The 13913-nt window shown below is 71.2% G+C and carries 20 protein-coding genes and 1 CRISPR repeat array; of the genes, 18 read left to right on the top strand and 2 right to left on the bottom strand.

Translation table 11 applies throughout. The features are described 5' to 3' along the window. Positions 1-17 precede the first annotated feature (17 nt). The 15 genes from IE251_RS36850 (at position 18) to IE251_RS36780 (ending at position 6811) form a co-directional block, all read left to right on the top strand. The gene (locus IE251_RS36850) at positions 18-425 is read left to right on the top strand and encodes a hypothetical protein (protein WP_229897091.1); all 408 of its coding nucleotides are present in this window, start codon (positions 18-20) and stop codon (positions 423-425) included. Positions 426-630: 205 nt separating this feature from the next. Beyond that, positions 631-1137, top strand: coding sequence for a hypothetical protein (locus IE251_RS36845; RefSeq protein WP_189757299.1), 507 nt, complete (start codon positions 631-633; stop codon positions 1135-1137). Continuing rightward, positions 1134-1481 carry a hypothetical protein gene (locus IE251_RS36840; protein WP_189757298.1) on the top strand — a complete coding sequence of 116 codons (348 nt, stop codon included), beginning with the start codon at positions 1134-1136 and terminating at the stop codon, positions 1479-1481. The genes IE251_RS36845 and IE251_RS36840 overlap by 4 nt, the downstream gene beginning before the upstream one ends. Before the next feature lies 1 nt (position 1482). Further along, entirely contained in the window at positions 1483-1650 is a 168-nt protein-coding gene (locus IE251_RS36835; protein WP_189757297.1) for a pRL2-8, read from the top strand. A gap of 91 nt (positions 1651-1741) precedes the next feature. Further along, positions 1742-2716, top strand: a complete 975-nt coding sequence (locus IE251_RS36830) for an ATP-binding protein (protein ID WP_189757296.1) — start codon at positions 1742-1744, stop codon at positions 2714-2716. Beyond that, a complete protein-coding gene (locus IE251_RS36825) occupies positions 2713-2913 on the top strand; it encodes a hypothetical protein (protein WP_189757295.1) in 201 nt (66 codons plus the stop codon). Before IE251_RS36830 ends, IE251_RS36825 begins: the two co-directional genes overlap by 4 nt. A 13-nt stretch (positions 2914-2926) precedes the next feature. Continuing rightward, entirely contained in the window at positions 2927-3229 is a 303-nt protein-coding gene (locus tag IE251_RS36820; RefSeq protein WP_189757294.1) for a hypothetical protein, read from the top strand. A 117-nt stretch (positions 3230-3346) separates the two neighbouring features. Further along, positions 3347-3643 carry a hypothetical protein gene (locus tag IE251_RS36815; protein ID WP_189757293.1) on the top strand — a complete coding sequence of 99 codons (297 nt, stop codon included), beginning with the start codon at positions 3347-3349 and terminating at the stop codon, positions 3641-3643. Between the two features lie 259 nt (positions 3644-3902). Further along, positions 3903-4343, top strand: coding sequence for an ASCH domain-containing protein (locus IE251_RS36810; protein ID WP_189757292.1), 441 nt, complete (start codon positions 3903-3905; stop codon positions 4341-4343). Continuing rightward, positions 4340-4624, top strand: coding sequence for a hypothetical protein (locus IE251_RS36805; protein WP_189757291.1), 285 nt, complete (start codon positions 4340-4342; stop codon positions 4622-4624). The genes IE251_RS36810 and IE251_RS36805 overlap by 4 nt, the downstream gene beginning before the upstream one ends. 18 nt (positions 4625-4642) lie before the next feature. Then, positions 4643-4846: a hypothetical protein gene (locus IE251_RS36800; RefSeq protein ID WP_189757290.1), complete on the top strand. Its 204-nt coding sequence runs from the start codon at positions 4643-4645 to the stop codon at positions 4844-4846. Continuing rightward, the gene (locus tag IE251_RS36795) at positions 4846-5328 is read left to right on the top strand and encodes a hypothetical protein (RefSeq protein ID WP_189757289.1); all 483 of its coding nucleotides are present in this window, start codon (positions 4846-4848) and stop codon (positions 5326-5328) included. Before IE251_RS36800 ends, IE251_RS36795 begins: the two co-directional genes overlap by 1 nt. Beyond that, positions 5328-5510: a DUF8839 family protein gene (locus IE251_RS36790; RefSeq protein WP_189757288.1), complete on the top strand. Its 183-nt coding sequence runs from the start codon at positions 5328-5330 to the stop codon at positions 5508-5510. The genes IE251_RS36795 and IE251_RS36790 overlap by 1 nt, the downstream gene beginning before the upstream one ends. Positions 5511-5600: 90 nt before the next feature. Further along, the gene (locus tag IE251_RS36785; RefSeq protein ID WP_189757287.1) at positions 5601-6023 is read left to right on the top strand and encodes a RapZ C-terminal domain-containing protein; all 423 of its coding nucleotides are present in this window, start codon (positions 5601-5603) and stop codon (positions 6021-6023) included. Positions 6024-6034: 11 nt separating this feature from the next. Beyond that, positions 6035-6811 carry a hypothetical protein gene (locus tag IE251_RS36780; RefSeq protein WP_229897090.1) on the top strand — a complete coding sequence of 259 codons (777 nt, stop codon included), beginning with the start codon at positions 6035-6037 and terminating at the stop codon, positions 6809-6811. Here IE251_RS36780 and IE251_RS36775 read toward each other — a convergent pair. Continuing rightward, positions 6793-7785: a hypothetical protein gene (locus IE251_RS36775; protein ID WP_189757286.1), complete on the bottom strand. Its 993-nt coding sequence runs from the start codon at positions 7783-7785 to the stop codon at positions 6793-6795. The two genes, IE251_RS36780 and IE251_RS36775, sit on opposite strands and share 19 nt — an antisense overlap. Positions 7786-8207: 422 nt before the next feature. Between IE251_RS36775 and IE251_RS42345 the strand changes: the two genes are divergently transcribed. After that, positions 8208-8870: a ParA family protein gene (locus IE251_RS42345; RefSeq protein ID WP_074990081.1), complete on the top strand. Its 663-nt coding sequence runs from the start codon at positions 8208-8210 to the stop codon at positions 8868-8870. Continuing rightward, positions 8870-9943, top strand: coding sequence for a ParB/RepB/Spo0J family partition protein (locus IE251_RS36765; RefSeq protein WP_189757285.1), 1074 nt, complete (start codon positions 8870-8872; stop codon positions 9941-9943). The genes IE251_RS42345 and IE251_RS36765 overlap by 1 nt, the downstream gene beginning before the upstream one ends. A 558-nt stretch (positions 9944-10501) precedes the next feature. On the opposite strand, the gene IE251_RS36760 is transcribed toward IE251_RS36765, so the two are convergent. Then, on the bottom strand, positions 10502-10798 hold the full coding sequence (locus IE251_RS36760) for a hypothetical protein (protein ID WP_189757284.1): 297 nt from the start codon (positions 10796-10798) through the stop codon (positions 10502-10504). Between the two features lie 282 nt (positions 10799-11080). Between IE251_RS36760 and mobF the strand changes: the two genes are divergently transcribed. After that, positions 11081-13051, top strand: coding sequence for a MobF family relaxase (mobF, locus tag IE251_RS36755; protein WP_189757283.1), 1971 nt, complete (start codon positions 11081-11083; stop codon positions 13049-13051). A gap of 141 nt (positions 13052-13192) precedes the next feature. Then, positions 13193-13890: direct repeats of the CRISPR family, unit length 29 nt; unit sequence GGGACCATCCCCGCGGGTGCGGGGAGCAG. Between the last annotated feature and the right edge of the window lie 23 nt (positions 13891-13913).

Raw genomic sequence — 13913 nt, 5'->3', positions numbered from 1 at the left:
GTCACCCGGACCAGGCGATGGAACCTCCCCGGGAGGTCACCGTGCCCCTCACCCGCCGCTCTCTGATGGACGCTGCCGCCGCATGCTTCGGCTGGCGCCGCGCATACGGCGACACCACCGAGGTCGACGCGCTGCTCACCGAGCAGTCCGAGACCGCCTACCGCCAGGCCGCCGACCACGCCGTCCTGGCCACCGCGAAGAACCACGACGTCCTGGCCGTGCAGCCCGGCGTCCTCGACGTCCGCGGCCGGATCCTCGCCGACGTCCTCTACCTCGAGGGCGTCCTGGCCGGCGCCCGCACCCGCGGCCTGCCGAGCGAGGTCATCGAGTGCCTGGAGGACGCCGTCGACCACGGCCACGAGCTGACCCTGCTGCTCGCCGACGCTGTCCGGGCCACCGCCACCGCACACACCAGCGGCGGCTGAAAGCACCGAGGACACACGGTCCGGGCGGGCTGGCCACCGGCGTGCCGCAAGCCGAGACAGCCGGCCATCCGCTCCACCCCTTCTGCCACGGGCCCCCGCCCCCAGCCACATAGCTCCGGGGACAGGGACCCGCCGGGTGGCCGCGCATCGGCAAAGGGCCGGCCACCCGCTCCCTCACCCTCTTCGAGATCAGGAGACCTCCAGCATGCATCGTCCCGCCGTCTTCGCCGCTCTGCTCGGACTGACCCGCGCCGCCAGCGCGGTCGGAGACTTCTGGGTCCAGACCGACTTCTGCGCCCGCGTGAAGGGCGCCTCCGACGACCACCCGGTCACCTACGAGGACCCGGCCACCAAGGAGAAGACCACCCACGGCACCGCCGACGGCCGCAAGGCCTGCCTGCACCACTGCCTCACCTACACCACCACCCAGGCGGTCGTCGCCGGACTCGGGGCCCGCGCGCTGGGCATCCGGGTCCACCCCGGCGCGGCCGCGGCCGCGCTCGCCCTGTCCCTCGGCACGCACTACATCGCGGACCGCCGGGTGCCGGGCCACGGGGTTCTGGAGAAGCTCGCCGGCAAGAGGGGCAAGACCGACTTCTACAAGTTGGTCGACTTCGGCATGAACGGCGCCTTCCACCTCGACAACTCCTGGCACCACGGCTGGGAGACCATCGCCGCGCTCATCGCCACGACCAAGGCCACCACCCGGTGACCGGCCGGTCCCGGACGCGCATCGAACGCGTCCGCGCCGCAGCCGGGATCGCCTCGCTGGCCCTCCAGCAGATCGAGGACGACCTTCGCGCCGACGACGTCGACCAGGAGGAGCTCGCCGCCATCCTGCGCGAGCTCATCGAGGACACCGACCCGCCCGGCGGGTTCCTCGCGGCCGTCGCGCAGCTGCTCACCGCCGCCGCACGCCGTGCCGAGCAGGTCGAGCCCGACCGCGACGGGGACGCCTCCTGCCCGCTGCACGAGGCCGCCGCCCTGATCACCGACCACGCCGGGCAGCGCCTCATCCGGTCTGCCCGCGCCCTTCACCCGCAGAGAGGCAACTGAGATGCCGAACACCAAGGCGACGAATCCGCCCCGGGGGCAGTGCACACAGTGCTGGTTCCACGCGTACGCCAGCCGCGAGGCCCACGCCGGGCTCGGTCCGCGTGAGGACTGCCCGCAGTGCGTGGACCACATGAAGAACGGCCACCCCGACCACATGATCGTCCGCTGACGCCGCTGCGGAAGCCCTCGCCCTGCTCACCGCCCACGCCGGGCAGCCCCATCCGGCTGCCCGGCGCCCTTCACCCGCAAGGAGATCGTGCATGACCATCTACCCGCCGATGCCCGAGCACAGCCTGGTGGTGCTCATCGGCCCCTCCGGCGCCGGGAAGTCCACGCTCGCCGCCACCTGGCCCGCCTCGCAGGTCCTGTCCCTGGACGCGCTGCGCGAGACGGTCAGCGACGACGCGGGCGACCAGGACGCCACCGGCGACGCGGTCGCCGCTCTGCACCTGCTCCTGGAGGCCCGGATGCGCCGCCGGCTGTTCACGGTCGTCGACGCCACCAACGTGAGCCGGGCCGCCCGGGAGCCGCTGGTCGCCGCCGCCCGGCGGCACGGCATGCTGCCCATCGCGGTCCTGGTCGCCACCCCCGGCATGGTGTGCGAGCAGCGGCAGGGTCCGCGGCCGGCCAACCGCACGGTGCCGGAAGCCGTGGTCCGTCAGCAGCGCAGGGACATGGTCGACGCACAGTGGACCCTCAAGGCCGAAGGCTTCCGCGAGATCGTCTTCGCCGACACCCTGGGCCGGCTGTTGCCGTTCCTGGAGCGCCTGAGCGAGGCCCGCCGGGCCGTCCTCGGCCTGGACGGCGGCGACGGCCTGGGCGACCTGCTCCTCGTACGCCGCGTCTTCGGTCCCGAGATCCTGCCGCTGTGGCGGTGGAAGCCGGGCTCGGCCCTGGCCGGCGGTGACCGCGTCGCGGAGATCTGCCTGGGTGCACAGCGCCTCACTCTTGCCCTGCGCACCGATGTCGACGGCGAGGGCGACTACGGATTCGACGTCCTGGTGCCGTGCCCGCACGATGCCGACTGCACCGCCCCGGCTTGGGCTCCCGCTTACAGCGTCACCTGCCTGGCGCGGGCCCTGACCGGCGGCTTGAACCGGCACGAGGACACCATCTGCACTGTCCACGACGGCTTTGACGACCTCGACCAGGAGGCCGCCGACCACGACTTGGGCGAGGATGCCGCAGGCCGCGCCGACCTGGAAGCGCAGTACACCGAGGCGGTCCGCGGATGAGCCGGGCCGCCGACGGCCCGCACCCGCACCCGCTCACCCCGGCCGAACTCCCCGACGGAGACGCGTGGTGGCACGGCTGCCCCGTCTGCCATCTCCCGGTCCAGGGCGGCGCCGCCGGCCTCGCCGCACACCGCAGCACGGTCCACACCCGCTCCGGTGACCGGCGCATCCCCATCACCATCCGGCTCGACTTCTGACGAGGAGACCGACATGGTCCAGACCCGGACCGATACCTTCGCCGCGCTCCGCTCCTGCTTCGCCGCCGGCCTCGCCGCTCTCATCGAGGTCCCGGTGCCGCGCGGCGCCACCCCGAGCGTCTTCATCGACCTGGTCGAAGAGGTCCGCGACGTCCTCGGCGCCTCCAGCCTCGGCACCTGGCAGGACGCCAGCGAGGACCTGGACCACGCCGCCGGCTACCTCACCGACGCACTGACCAGCCCGGACAGCGACCAGCGCGCTCTTGTGGCCCGGGCGCGCACCCACCTGCGCGACGCCATCGCGACGGCCAGCTGATCCCCACCGGGTTGAGCGCACTCTGTGCCGCCCCGAACCCGCGCACCCGCTCAGGGCCGGGGCCGGGGCGGTCGCAGTGTCTCCTCAACCACGAGCAACCGAAGGGAGATGGGCGTCATGATCCTGCGCACCTACGAGGTCGACGTCCCGATACACGATCCCGCCCACCCAGGCCGGCGCGGCCTTCACGTCTTCACAGGCGCCGCCGACTCCCCGGCCACGGCCCTGCGCCGCGCGCACCAGGCGTACGAGGCCGCACTCGCCGCGCACACGGCCGGACGCGAGATCCCCAGCGGACAGCCGGACAACTGGACGGCACGGGGGCTGCGGCCCGGATGGGACCTGGAGTGGACGGCCGCGACGGCCGGCCTCTGGCACAACCCCGTCAGCTGGAACAGCGACTTCGCGCTGTAGCTACGCCCCGGGACAGGCGCACGGCGGACAACCAAGTCGCCTGCCCCGGGCCAACCCACCCCGTACGAGACGAGAGGGAGATCCCCAGTATGGACTGCGTCCTGGGCGCCCGGGCCCGAACCGGGCAACGCGCGCTCTCACCGACCAAAGCCGGCGTCGGGCCGATCGCCGGCCAGACCGAGCAGCCGGTTGCGCTGGACGAGCAGCTTGCCGCCGTCCGGGCCGGAAGGCTGGCCTCAATGGTGTGGGGGTGTGCCGTATGACCGTCACCCTGCCCGAGGGCGACTGGATCCGCGGCATCACCGTCCAGCAGCCGTACGCCACCTGCATTCTCACCGGCGCCAAGAGCATCGAGAACCGCCCCCGTCCCTGGGGCTGGCGGGGCTGGATGCTCCTGCACGCCGGCCAGCGCACCGACGCTGCCGCCCTGCGCCTCCCGCTGGTCGCTCACACGATCCGCGGCCGGGAGCTGACCACCGGAGCCGTCCTCGGCATCGCGCGCCTGACCGACTGCCACCAGGACCCCGAAGGCTCCCCGCCCTGTACACCGTGGGCGCACCCGGGCGCCTGGCACCTGGTCCTCACCGACGTCCAGGAGCTGCCGCTGCCGGTCCCCGCCACCGGGCAGCTCGGGCCCTGGAAGCCGACGGAGGACCTGCTGGACCGCGTATTCCAGCAGCTGCCCGACTTCCGGCCGTGACCCGCCAGGGACGTGCGAAGGAGAAGCCGCCGTTCGAGCCGGGCCGGATACCGGCTCCAGGCGAGCTCCTCGTCTGGCGGGACGGCCAGCACTTCGACCGCTGGCAGGACCTCCCCTGCGCGCTGTGCGGCCAGCTCACGCCCATGCGTTCCCGCTCCGGTGAGCCCGTGCACAAGGCATGCGCGGAGGGATGGCTCGCCGCCAGCCCCGTTGAGGCCCGCCTCGGGCGGTTCGCCTCCGACCTCGCGCCGAAGCCCAAAGGCCAAGGCGACCACGCCTGACCTCCACCTGGAGGACCCATGAACAGCACCGACCGCGACGTCGACCACGCCCTCGCTTACCCCGAGCCGCCCGCCTCTCCGCTCTGGCACCGCCACGGCGCGAAGGCCCGCCCGCTCACCGAAGCCCAGCAGCGGCGCAACCGCGAGCTGCTGGACATCGCCCAGCGCACTACCCGACCCCGCTCCTCTCGCCCCACCGAGCCCCTGGCGGAGGCCAGCTGATGGACACCAAGCACTGCGCCGTTGACGGCTGGGTCGACGCGATCCCCGTCCCCGGCCCGCGCGACACCGCCACCTTCGACCTGGTCGTCCGGCCCGCCGGCATCGACGCGCTCGACGACGACGCCCCCGACACGGTCATCACCTGCACCAGCGGTGACCCCCGGATCACCCATGAGCTGCTGAACGGCGTACAGCCCGGCGACCTGCTGAGGGCGACCGGCACCCTGGTCCAGCCGCCGATGCCCGGTGAGCACGCCCGGCTCACCGTCGACGCCCTGGAGGTCCTGGACACCGCTCTGGTCCCGGTCCTGCGCGAGACGGTGCTCGACAGGTACGGCAACTACGTCGTGATCTTCGACGGAGACACGGACGCCGCACCCGTCTTCACCGCGCACGGGCAGTGGGTCGGCCTGGCGGACAACCCCGACGCCATCGCCACCCTCATCGACATCCACGAGCGCGTGAACGGCGGAGACGCCTGATGGCCACCACCGCGCAGGCCACCCGGACCATCATGGAACGGTTCCCCGCCGGAGCTCCCCGCGGCTCCTGGCCGGCCGAAGCGTACGCAGCCGCCCAACGCGCCCAGGGCATCAACGCCCAGGTCGTGATGGACCTGCACACCGACCACTTCCTCGTGGTCACCGACACCACCACCCAGTAGCACCCACCCGGAGCGCCGCACCCGCCCTTCCCGGCCAGGTGCGGCGCTCTGCGTGTTCCCGCCCCTCACCACCGAGCAGGAGGCTCACCCTTGCGCCCGATCCGTCTGACCTCGTTCGGCTACCTGCACTTGCCCACTGGCCCGGACGGCTCCCCCGTCCCGCCCGCCGCCGACCGGATCGAAGACGTCCGCGACCGGCTCCGCGACCCCGCCGCCGCCCGCGACATCCTCGATCTCGACGGCCTCGACCCCCGCGTACAGAGCGTCGTCCTCGCAACCCCCGGCGCCCGCGAGTTACTCGCCAACCTCGCCGACTACGCCGACCTGCCCGCCGGCCCCAGCCGCATCGCCATCGGTTGCGCGGGCGGCAGGCACAGGGCCAGCGGTCTTACCGAACTCCTTGCTCGAGAACTCCGCGACCGCAGCCGCGAGGTCGTAGTTGAGCACCTGCACGTCCACCTGCCACGCGTCCTCAAGACGCCCACCGGCCCCCGCACCGCCAACACCGAGTAGGAGACCGACCGATGATCCGCCGCTTCCGCCGCTGCGGCCACGGCCCCGGCGCCCTCACACCCGAGGACCAGGCCGTCGTCGACCAGTTCCGCGAGATGCTCACCGCCCTGCGCAACCCCGAGCCCTGGACGCCCGGCAGCGCCCGGGACATCGCCGTGCGTGTCGGCCCGTTCGTGGAACGTGCCCACCCCCGGCCCGGCGACGACCACGACCCTGAGATGATCGCCGTCGCCCTGGTCCACCCCGACACCCCGCACGCCAGCGCCTACCTCCACGGCCGCCAGCTCGGCTACACCAACCGCGGCTGGCTGCGCTGCCCGACGACCGCGATCCTCGGCCTCTGGCAGCCCGGCTACACGCTGCTCACCCACGCCGCCGCCGGCCTGCCCCTGCCCGACTACGTCGGCATGGACCCCGCCTACTACGCCCTCTACATCGAGGCCCGTCGGCGCGACGACAGCCACGACGGCTTCACCCTGCTGCGCCTCGGCCCGTACACCCAGACCCGGCACGCCCAGCAGGACCACGACCGGCTCACCGCCTCGCTGGACGGGCGGGAGATCACCCTCGTGCCCGGGTTCCGTGTCTCCGTGCGGTACGCGCCGTTCGACGCCAGCGATCACCAGCTGTTCGCTGACCCGTACGAGGCCGACGCCTTGGCGCTCCTGGACGCCGCCGTCCGGGGTGAGCGCATGACCGCTCCGGCCCTGTACGAGATCGAGACCAGCGAGGGCGACGACGGCACCGCTGCCTCGTTATCTACTCGCGCTCAGTCTCCGTCGATCTGAGCGCGCAGAGCTTCATCCTCCTCCAGGCGCCTGCGATCTACAAAGGTGTCTGCGGCGAGGTTCATCCACAGGTCCTCATGGGTGCTGCCATCGGCATACGTGAACGTTGCGGCCGGCCCCAGGGGGATGTCCTCGTAGAGATGATCGAAGTAGCCGAGAAGGTAGCCATCGAGGGCGAAGCTGCAGACGCTGCACAGAAAGTGGCGGGTGACGAGGATGACCTGTGGCTCTTCCTCCGTGAAGCTGGTGTCCAGATCACCGCCGACCCACCCGCGGTTGGAGCACGCGGGGCAGTTGCGCATTGCTGAGGCTTGCCCGGCGACCATGCTGTGTACCTCTGCGCTGGCTATGGCTTTGCGCCGCTCCTCGGTGTCGCTGGCGCCGAACCGTGTCTCGAAGGTTTTCTGAGCGCGGATCTTCAGCGCCTCGATCCGGATCCAGTCCGTGCGGCGTTTCTCGTGAAGGATCTTGTCGTGCAGAGGCTGGAACTCCCCCCAATAGGCGGCAGCGTCCTCTTCAAGCGCGTCGAGTACCGCATCAATGACCTTGATCCCGGTACTGAGCAGGTCCTCAAGCTGAGTGGCGTCATGGACTCCGATGTGAGCGACGCCGTTGCGTGCGTCGGCGATCACACGGAACTGCTCCTTGGTCACTGGCAGCTTCTCTTTGTCGAGGATCTGGCTGACTCGCAAGAAGGCATCGACCGCGCCGATGGTCTTGATCAGAGGAAGTTCCTTCTTTGTGAGATCGCCTCGGCCAGCAGCGTGCAGCAGACTCGGGAGATCGCGACCGTCGACGACAAGCGATGGGTGAATGTCGCACAAGTGCGCCTTGAGAGCGTGCTCGACGGCGACGCCTGTGTGGAGGACAACGACATCGGCCTGCTGGGCGGTAGCACCGAGGTCTCCGAGGGCCAGGTGCATGAGGCGCCTACTGGAGGCGAGGAGGTCGCTCTTATTCACGTCTTCTTCCATGGTGATCGTGGGTGGAGCAGCGGAACCTGCAGTAGCGCCCGGCGTGGTCTCGGCGCTCCGACAGGAAGGGGCCGGACGCCCTAAGGGGGGTCCGGACCCTCGACTATCCAGCCCGTTCGTTGGTTGTACGGGTCAGCCCGGAGCCAAAGCGACCCAAGGCCCGTTCTCTCCTCGAACCACCGCGGAGAGAACGGGCCTTTCTGCGTTCAAGGGCAGACTGACGAGACGTGCTGTGAGTGAGTGACGCTCAACCCTTGGGCAGCGCCCGTCTCCACGGTCAGCACAGGCGTATACCGCGGTATACGCAGCTGCGCCCACACCCGAGACCAACCCAATCCCACCCGGGGCCCACCCAATCTGAGAAGCTATGTCCCGTCCGAGTACCAGAGCCCGTTCTGGGAAGCACACGGAAACGGAGCACCATGCCCTCATCTGTCCTCGTCGTGTCCACTGACCCACAAGGGTCCACGATCTGGTGGGCCGACCGCGTCGGCGACAACCTCCCCTTCGACTTCGCCGCTGCCCACGAAGACCCGGACAGTCTCGCTGGCCTGAAAAACCTCGGCGCGCAGATCCACGTCATCGCCAACCAGAAGGGCGGCGTAGGGAAAACCACCACCGCCGTTAATCTTGCCGCCGTCACCCACGACGTCCTCGGCCAGAGCGACGACAGGCAGCACATCTTCATCGACACCCCCGGCAGCCTGGAGAACGAGCACATCCTCGCCGCAGCTCTCGACGTCGCCGACGATGTCCTCGTCCCCATGCCGCCCGAACCGCTTGCCTTTGACCCGACCGCCCGCACCATCGAACGCGTCATCGTCCCCCGCGGCCTGCCCTACACCGTCGTCATCAATGCCTGGGACCCCCGTGACGGCAAGGCCGACCTTGAGGACACGATCGCCTACATCGACGCGATGGGATGGCCCCGCGCGAAGACCGTCATCCGCCGCTACAAGATCCACACCCGTGCGGCATCCGAAGGCAAGGTCGTCACCCAGTACGCCGACAACGGAACCACCCTCCGCGCACGCGAGGACTATTTTCGTCTCGCCCTGGAGCGCGGCTACGGAGGGCGCCGCTGATGGCAGGAAAGCGCGTATCCCTCGCCTCCCTCGCCGGAAGCAAGGTAGAGGCTGTCCCCGGGGCCAGCCGCCCCGACCTCATCCACGTACACCCCAACCTCGTCGCCCCCACCCCCCTCAACCCGCGCCGAGCGTTCGACGAGACCGAACTGGTCGAACTCGGTGAGGACATGCGCAACGGGCAGCTCCAGCCCTGCGTTGCCGTGAACAAGACGGCTTACCTCAAGCTGTACCCGGAGCACGCAGACCAGCTGCCCGACACCTGCCGGTACGTCATGGCCGCCGGCGAACGGCGCTGGCGCGCCGCCCGCCAAGTCGGCCTCGATAACCTCGACCTGATGCTGCGGCATGACCTCACCGAGACTCGCGTCCGGTTCCTCGCCGCGGTCCTGTCGGAGAACGTGCAGCGCGCCAACTTCAACCCCATCGAAGAAGCCGACGGCCTACGCGCCATGCTCGAACTCCATGACGGCAACCAGGCGGCCGCCGCGCGAGCGATGGGCAAATCCAAGGCGTGGTTCAACCAGCGGATCGGACTGCTGCGCCTGTCCGACGAGATGGTGCAGCTTGTCCTCCAAGGAGAGCTGACCGCGTTCCGGGACATGCGACGCTACGCCGCGATGCCACCGGACGAGCAATACGCCGCGTGGAAGGCAGACCAAGAACAGCCCCGCCCCAGCAAGCCCGCATCAGGCTCGCCTATGCGGGAGCCGAGTGAGCCCTCAGAGACGTATACCGCGGTATACACACCTGATGCCCCTGCTCCTGCCCCGTCGCCGAACACGCAGCACGCCACGGACAGTCCGCCAGCACCGGACAAACGGACCACCCAGTTGTCCGTCCCGGCCTCCGAAGAGTCCGATAACCAGCGGGAAGCCGCGCCACCACAGCAGGCGTCCCCTGTTCCCGCCCAGGCGGCTGAGCCAGCAGGACAGCAGCCCGTTGTATTCCCCTACCACGACGGCAAGCGCGCGGCCCAACTCCTGATCCGCAAAATGCCTTCAGACCAGCTCGACCTGCTGACTGAACTCTTGGCTGAACAGCGGTCCAGGAAGGCAGCGAAGACCGTTTGACGTGGCCCCCGGTCTCGCCCTCGCCATCATGGCGAGGGCAAGACCTTTTCGGGTGCGGCCGGGTTCACGCGTGACCCCTTGCCCATGTCTGCGACCCGGTCCAGCTCTTGCCACAGCGTCTTCCGGCCGCCGATTGCTGACCTCCGTCCCGGGCACCTGCGGGCTCTGTCCCTGCCCGCCTTGCTGCTCCGGCCCGGCCCGGCTCCTGCTCTCTTGCGACGGCGCCCCACGAAAACGCTGGCCACGACCTGAGCCCCGCCGTCGAGTGGCTGGTCGACGGCGCCGTCCAGCGCGCGCGGCACCGACACCGCCCGCGTCACCGCCTGCCGCGCCCACCAGACGCGCCAACCAGCCGGGCCCCGGCCCCGACCGGCACCCGGCCGACGTGCACGAGTTGCCGCAGCCGAAGAAGAAGCAGCCGGCCAAGCAGACCGGGGTGAAGAAGACGGCGGGCCGCCGACCGCGCAGCGCCTAGAGTTCGGCGCGGCAGTGCACGACGTCCGGGGTCGGCGCCTTCACCACGCGCCGGGTTCGGACCGTGTCTTCCCGGCTCTTTGCTCACGGCTCGCTGAGGATGTCGTGGGTCCCGATCCGGTGCCACACGATGTGGGGGAGCCCGGCGACCACCACCCGGCCGTAGGACCACGTGGCGCGCCCATCCGGTGCCCAGGTGAGTTCGTAGGCGCCCGGCGCGCAGCGCACCCTCTTGATCCGTAACCCGGGGCGGAACTGGCGGCCGGCGCGCAGGTCGAGCACGAAGGCGTCCAAGACGACGTGGCGGAAGCGTCGGCGCTGGGCGGGGGTGAGGTGTTGGAGGTCGGTGGTGAAGCGGGGGAGGGTCTCGAAGGTGGGCACGGTGGTCTCCTCCGGGCAGCACGACGAAGCCCCCGACGGATGCCGGGGGCTGCTGTAGCCGGTGCTCGTTCCTTGGCGTGTGGTGATGCTCAGTGGTGTTTGTCGGTGTCGTCCGGGTCGTGGTGTGAGGGCTGCCGGAGAGCGATGACATTCGCGCCCGGCCTGGGGCCGCGTCCCGCCCGGCGGGACGCGGCAAAGAAAGTCCGGCCGCTGCTCCCGCCTGGCGGGACGTACCGCCGATCGGTCTTTCCTTGCAGGTCAGAGCCGTGTGGCGTGGTCTGCATGACAGTGGATATCAGGGTGATCCGGGCCGGTCAGATGTACCGCTACTACCTGCACGAGACCGTTGTCGGCGACGGCCGCCGCCCGGCGCGCACGCCGCTGCGCGCCGCCCAGGAGCAAGCCGGTGTTCCGGTCGGGCGTTGGATGGGCCGCGGCTTGGCCGTGCTCGGGCTGACGGCGGGGGAGGAGGTCACCGAGGCGCAGCTGCGGAACCTGTTCGGCGAGCGGGGCCGGCACCCGTACGCGGACCGGATCGAGGCCGCCCGGCTCGCCCAGGGCGACTCCCCGAAGAAGGCGTTCAAGGCCGGCGCCCTCGGACGCCGCGTGACGGTCACCGGGGTCGACTTCGTGTTCCGGCCGCAACCGACGATCTACCTCCTGTGGGCGCTGGGGGATGAGGAGACCCGCCGGGTGATCGAGGCCGCGCACGAGTACGCGATCGAGCGGGTGCTGGAGTGGATCGAGGACGAGGTCGCGGTGATCCGGTACGGCAAGGACGGCATCTACCGGGTGCGGCCGCCCGGCGGTCTGGTCGCCGCCCGCTTCCGCCACTACGAGGCGCGCTCCGGGCGGCCCTTGCTCCATGACCATCTGCTGCTGTCCGTGAAGGGGCAGCGCCTGGACGGGAAGTGGGGCTCCATCCACACCACGGCCCTGCACGAGAACACCGTGGCCGCCTCCGCGCTCTACAACGAGATCGTGGCCGCGGAGGTCTGCGAGGCGCTGGGGCTGGCGACCGAGCCGCGGACCGTCACCCCGGGGCGCCGGCCCGTGATGGAGATTGCCGGGGTGCCGCACGAGCTGATCCGCTGGACTGCCCGGCGCAGCGACCAGATCGCCGCCTGTCTGGCCGAGCTGGAGCACGAGTACGTCACCGCCGTCGACGACGACGGCGAGCTGAGGTTCCTGCCCGTGGTCTCCGAGCGGGCCCGCGCCAAGATGAACCAGATCGCCGCCCGCAAGACCCGCCCGCCCAAGCGGAAGACCCGGCCGCTCGCGCAGCTGCGCAAGGAGTGGAAGGAGAGCGCGATCCGCACGTCCAAGGTGGCCGCCGACGTCATCAACTCCCTCCTCGAGCACGCCCGCGCCGCGGCCGCCGCGATCCGGGCCCGGGTCGCCGCCGTGGTCGACGTAGCCCTGGCGGCCGTCGACGTCGCCGCGACCGTGTTCGTGATGAACGAGGGCGGGCGCTTCCACCGCCGGCACCTGCTCGCCGAGGCCCGCCGCCACCTCGCCCTCGTCCTGCGCGGCCGCCGCCGCGACCCCGGCCTGGACGAGGAGATCGTGGCCGCCGCCATCTCCACCCACTGCCTGGACATCAGCGAGCCGAAGACCGTACGCGGCCTGGAGGCCGGCTACCGCCTCTACACAGCCCGGTGGTCCCTGTCCGACCTCCCCGCCCGCCGCCGACCACTCACCCCCGCGCCCGACCCGGACCGGCAGCCCCCGGCCGGCCCCGGCGAGCCGGCCGCGCCCCGGCTGCCGGGACAGGATGCGGGGGAGTGGGAGATCCCCCGCATCCCGCTCCAGTACGAGCGCGCCGTCCTCGCTGGCGCGGTGGTGCGCGAGAAGCTGCGCACCGCCACCGCCACCGCCGTGCGGGGCCGGGCGTACGACGTCGTCGCCCACCAGCAGGCGGCGATGCCCGAGCAGATGCTCGCGCTCGAGCCGGCCGACCCCGAGCACGACGACCGGGAGCAGCAGCCCGGCCGCCGCGAGGCGCTGGACCTGACGGCGCTGCGGGCCCTGCGGGAGTCCCGCACGGACGTGGAGGCGCTCGATCTCACAGCCGAGCGGCTGCGCCACCTCGAGGACGCCTTCACCGCAGCGGCCGACCGGGCCCGCGCCACGATGGGCCGCTACACGTACCGTGACGCTGTCGAGAGGCCGCACCCGGTGCGCGAGGACGATCAGCAGGCGCACCGCCCGCAGGAGCCCGGACCGCACCGCGGCCGGGAGGCTGGCCACTGAGCGCATCCGATGCTGCGCATCGCACCGGCCATGCCGCGCACCACTCCACTCGGTGGGCTCCTCTGTCCCACCTCATCCGGTGGCCTCCACCGAGTGGCCCTTACCCGCCACCCGGTGGCATTCCACTCCTTGGGGTAGCAGCGGACCATCCCTGCGGGTGCGGGGAGCAGTACAGCGTCCGGAACACCTTGATCGGTGAGAAAGGACCATCCCCGCGGGTGCGGGGAGCAGAGCCGGGACGCCCGGGTCAGAAGCCGGGACGCGGGACTATCCCCGCGGGTGCGGGGAGCAGCGTCTCCGGCGCAAGTTCCCCGGTCAGGATCTGGGACCATCCCCGCGGGTGCGGGGAGCAGCTGGAACGGCGACGGCCGCCGCTGGAAGTCGCGGGACTATCCCCGCGGGTGCGGGGAGCAGAGGGCCTTCAGGTACGCGGCGGTCTCGGACTTGGGACCATCCCCGCGGGTGCGGGGAGCAGGCCGACCACGGGTTTATCACCCACCAGGGCCTGGGACCATCCCCGCGGGTGCGGGGAGCAGAGCTGGATCGAGAAGCCCCCGTCCGACGAGGAGGGACCATCCCTGCGGGTGCGGGGAGCAGGCCGCTCCCGGCGCCGCGCTTCACATCGACGGCGGGACCATCCCCGCGGGTGCGGAGAGCAGACTAAGCCTCGGCTGTCACTACCGTAAGCGCGGGGACCATCCTCGCGGGTGCGGGGAGCAGAAGCCGACTGCGGCCCTGATCATCTCCGCCGGGGGACCATCCCCGCGGGTGCGGGGAGCAGCACTCGCCCCCCACACCCCCCGGGGGAGGAGGACCATCCTCGCGAGTGCGGGGAGCAGGGGGCTGCGGGAGCGGTTTCGCC

Source organism: Streptomyces eurythermus, from assembly GCF_014649115.1.
Taxonomy (GTDB): domain Bacteria; phylum Actinomycetota; class Actinomycetes; order Streptomycetales; family Streptomycetaceae; genus Streptomyces; species Streptomyces eurythermus.
Note: the sequence above shows the minus strand (reverse complement) of the source record. Positions and strands in the feature narration are given on the sequence as shown.

Excerpts from the sequence above, each read along its gene's own strand:
- IE251_RS36850 (WP_229897091.1), top strand. The coding sequence starts at position 18 with ATGGAACCTCCCCGGGAGGTCACCGTGCCCCTCACCCGCCGCTCTCTG.
- IE251_RS36845 (WP_189757299.1), top strand. The coding sequence starts at position 631 with ATGCATCGTCCCGCCGTCTTCGCCGCTCTGCTCGGACTGACCCGCGCC.
- IE251_RS36835 (WP_189757297.1), top strand. The coding sequence starts at position 1,483 with ATGCCGAACACCAAGGCGACGAATCCGCCCCGGGGGCAGTGCACACAG.
- IE251_RS36830 (WP_189757296.1), top strand. The coding sequence starts at position 1,742 with ATGACCATCTACCCGCCGATGCCCGAGCACAGCCTGGTGGTGCTCATC.
- IE251_RS36825 (WP_189757295.1), top strand. The coding sequence starts at position 2,713 with ATGAGCCGGGCCGCCGACGGCCCGCACCCGCACCCGCTCACCCCGGCC.
- IE251_RS36820 (WP_189757294.1), top strand. The coding sequence starts at position 2,927 with ATGGTCCAGACCCGGACCGATACCTTCGCCGCGCTCCGCTCCTGCTTC.
- IE251_RS36815 (WP_189757293.1), top strand. The coding sequence starts at position 3,347 with ATGATCCTGCGCACCTACGAGGTCGACGTCCCGATACACGATCCCGCC.
- IE251_RS36810 (WP_189757292.1), top strand. The coding sequence starts at position 3,903 with ATGACCGTCACCCTGCCCGAGGGCGACTGGATCCGCGGCATCACCGTC.
- IE251_RS36800 (WP_189757290.1), top strand. The coding sequence starts at position 4,643 with ATGAACAGCACCGACCGCGACGTCGACCACGCCCTCGCTTACCCCGAG.
- IE251_RS36795 (WP_189757289.1), top strand. The coding sequence starts at position 4,846 with ATGGACACCAAGCACTGCGCCGTTGACGGCTGGGTCGACGCGATCCCC.
- IE251_RS36790 (WP_189757288.1), top strand. The coding sequence starts at position 5,328 with ATGGCCACCACCGCGCAGGCCACCCGGACCATCATGGAACGGTTCCCC.
- IE251_RS36780 (WP_229897090.1), top strand. The coding sequence starts at position 6,035 with ATGATCCGCCGCTTCCGCCGCTGCGGCCACGGCCCCGGCGCCCTCACA.
- IE251_RS36775 (WP_189757286.1), bottom strand. The coding sequence starts at position 7,785 with ATGGAAGAAGACGTGAATAAGAGCGACCTCCTCGCCTCCAGTAGGCGC.
- IE251_RS42345 (WP_074990081.1), top strand. The coding sequence starts at position 8,208 with ATGCCCTCATCTGTCCTCGTCGTGTCCACTGACCCACAAGGGTCCACG.
- IE251_RS36765 (WP_189757285.1), top strand. The coding sequence starts at position 8,870 with ATGGCAGGAAAGCGCGTATCCCTCGCCTCCCTCGCCGGAAGCAAGGTA.
- mobF (WP_189757283.1), top strand. The coding sequence starts at position 11,081 with ATGACAGTGGATATCAGGGTGATCCGGGCCGGTCAGATGTACCGCTAC.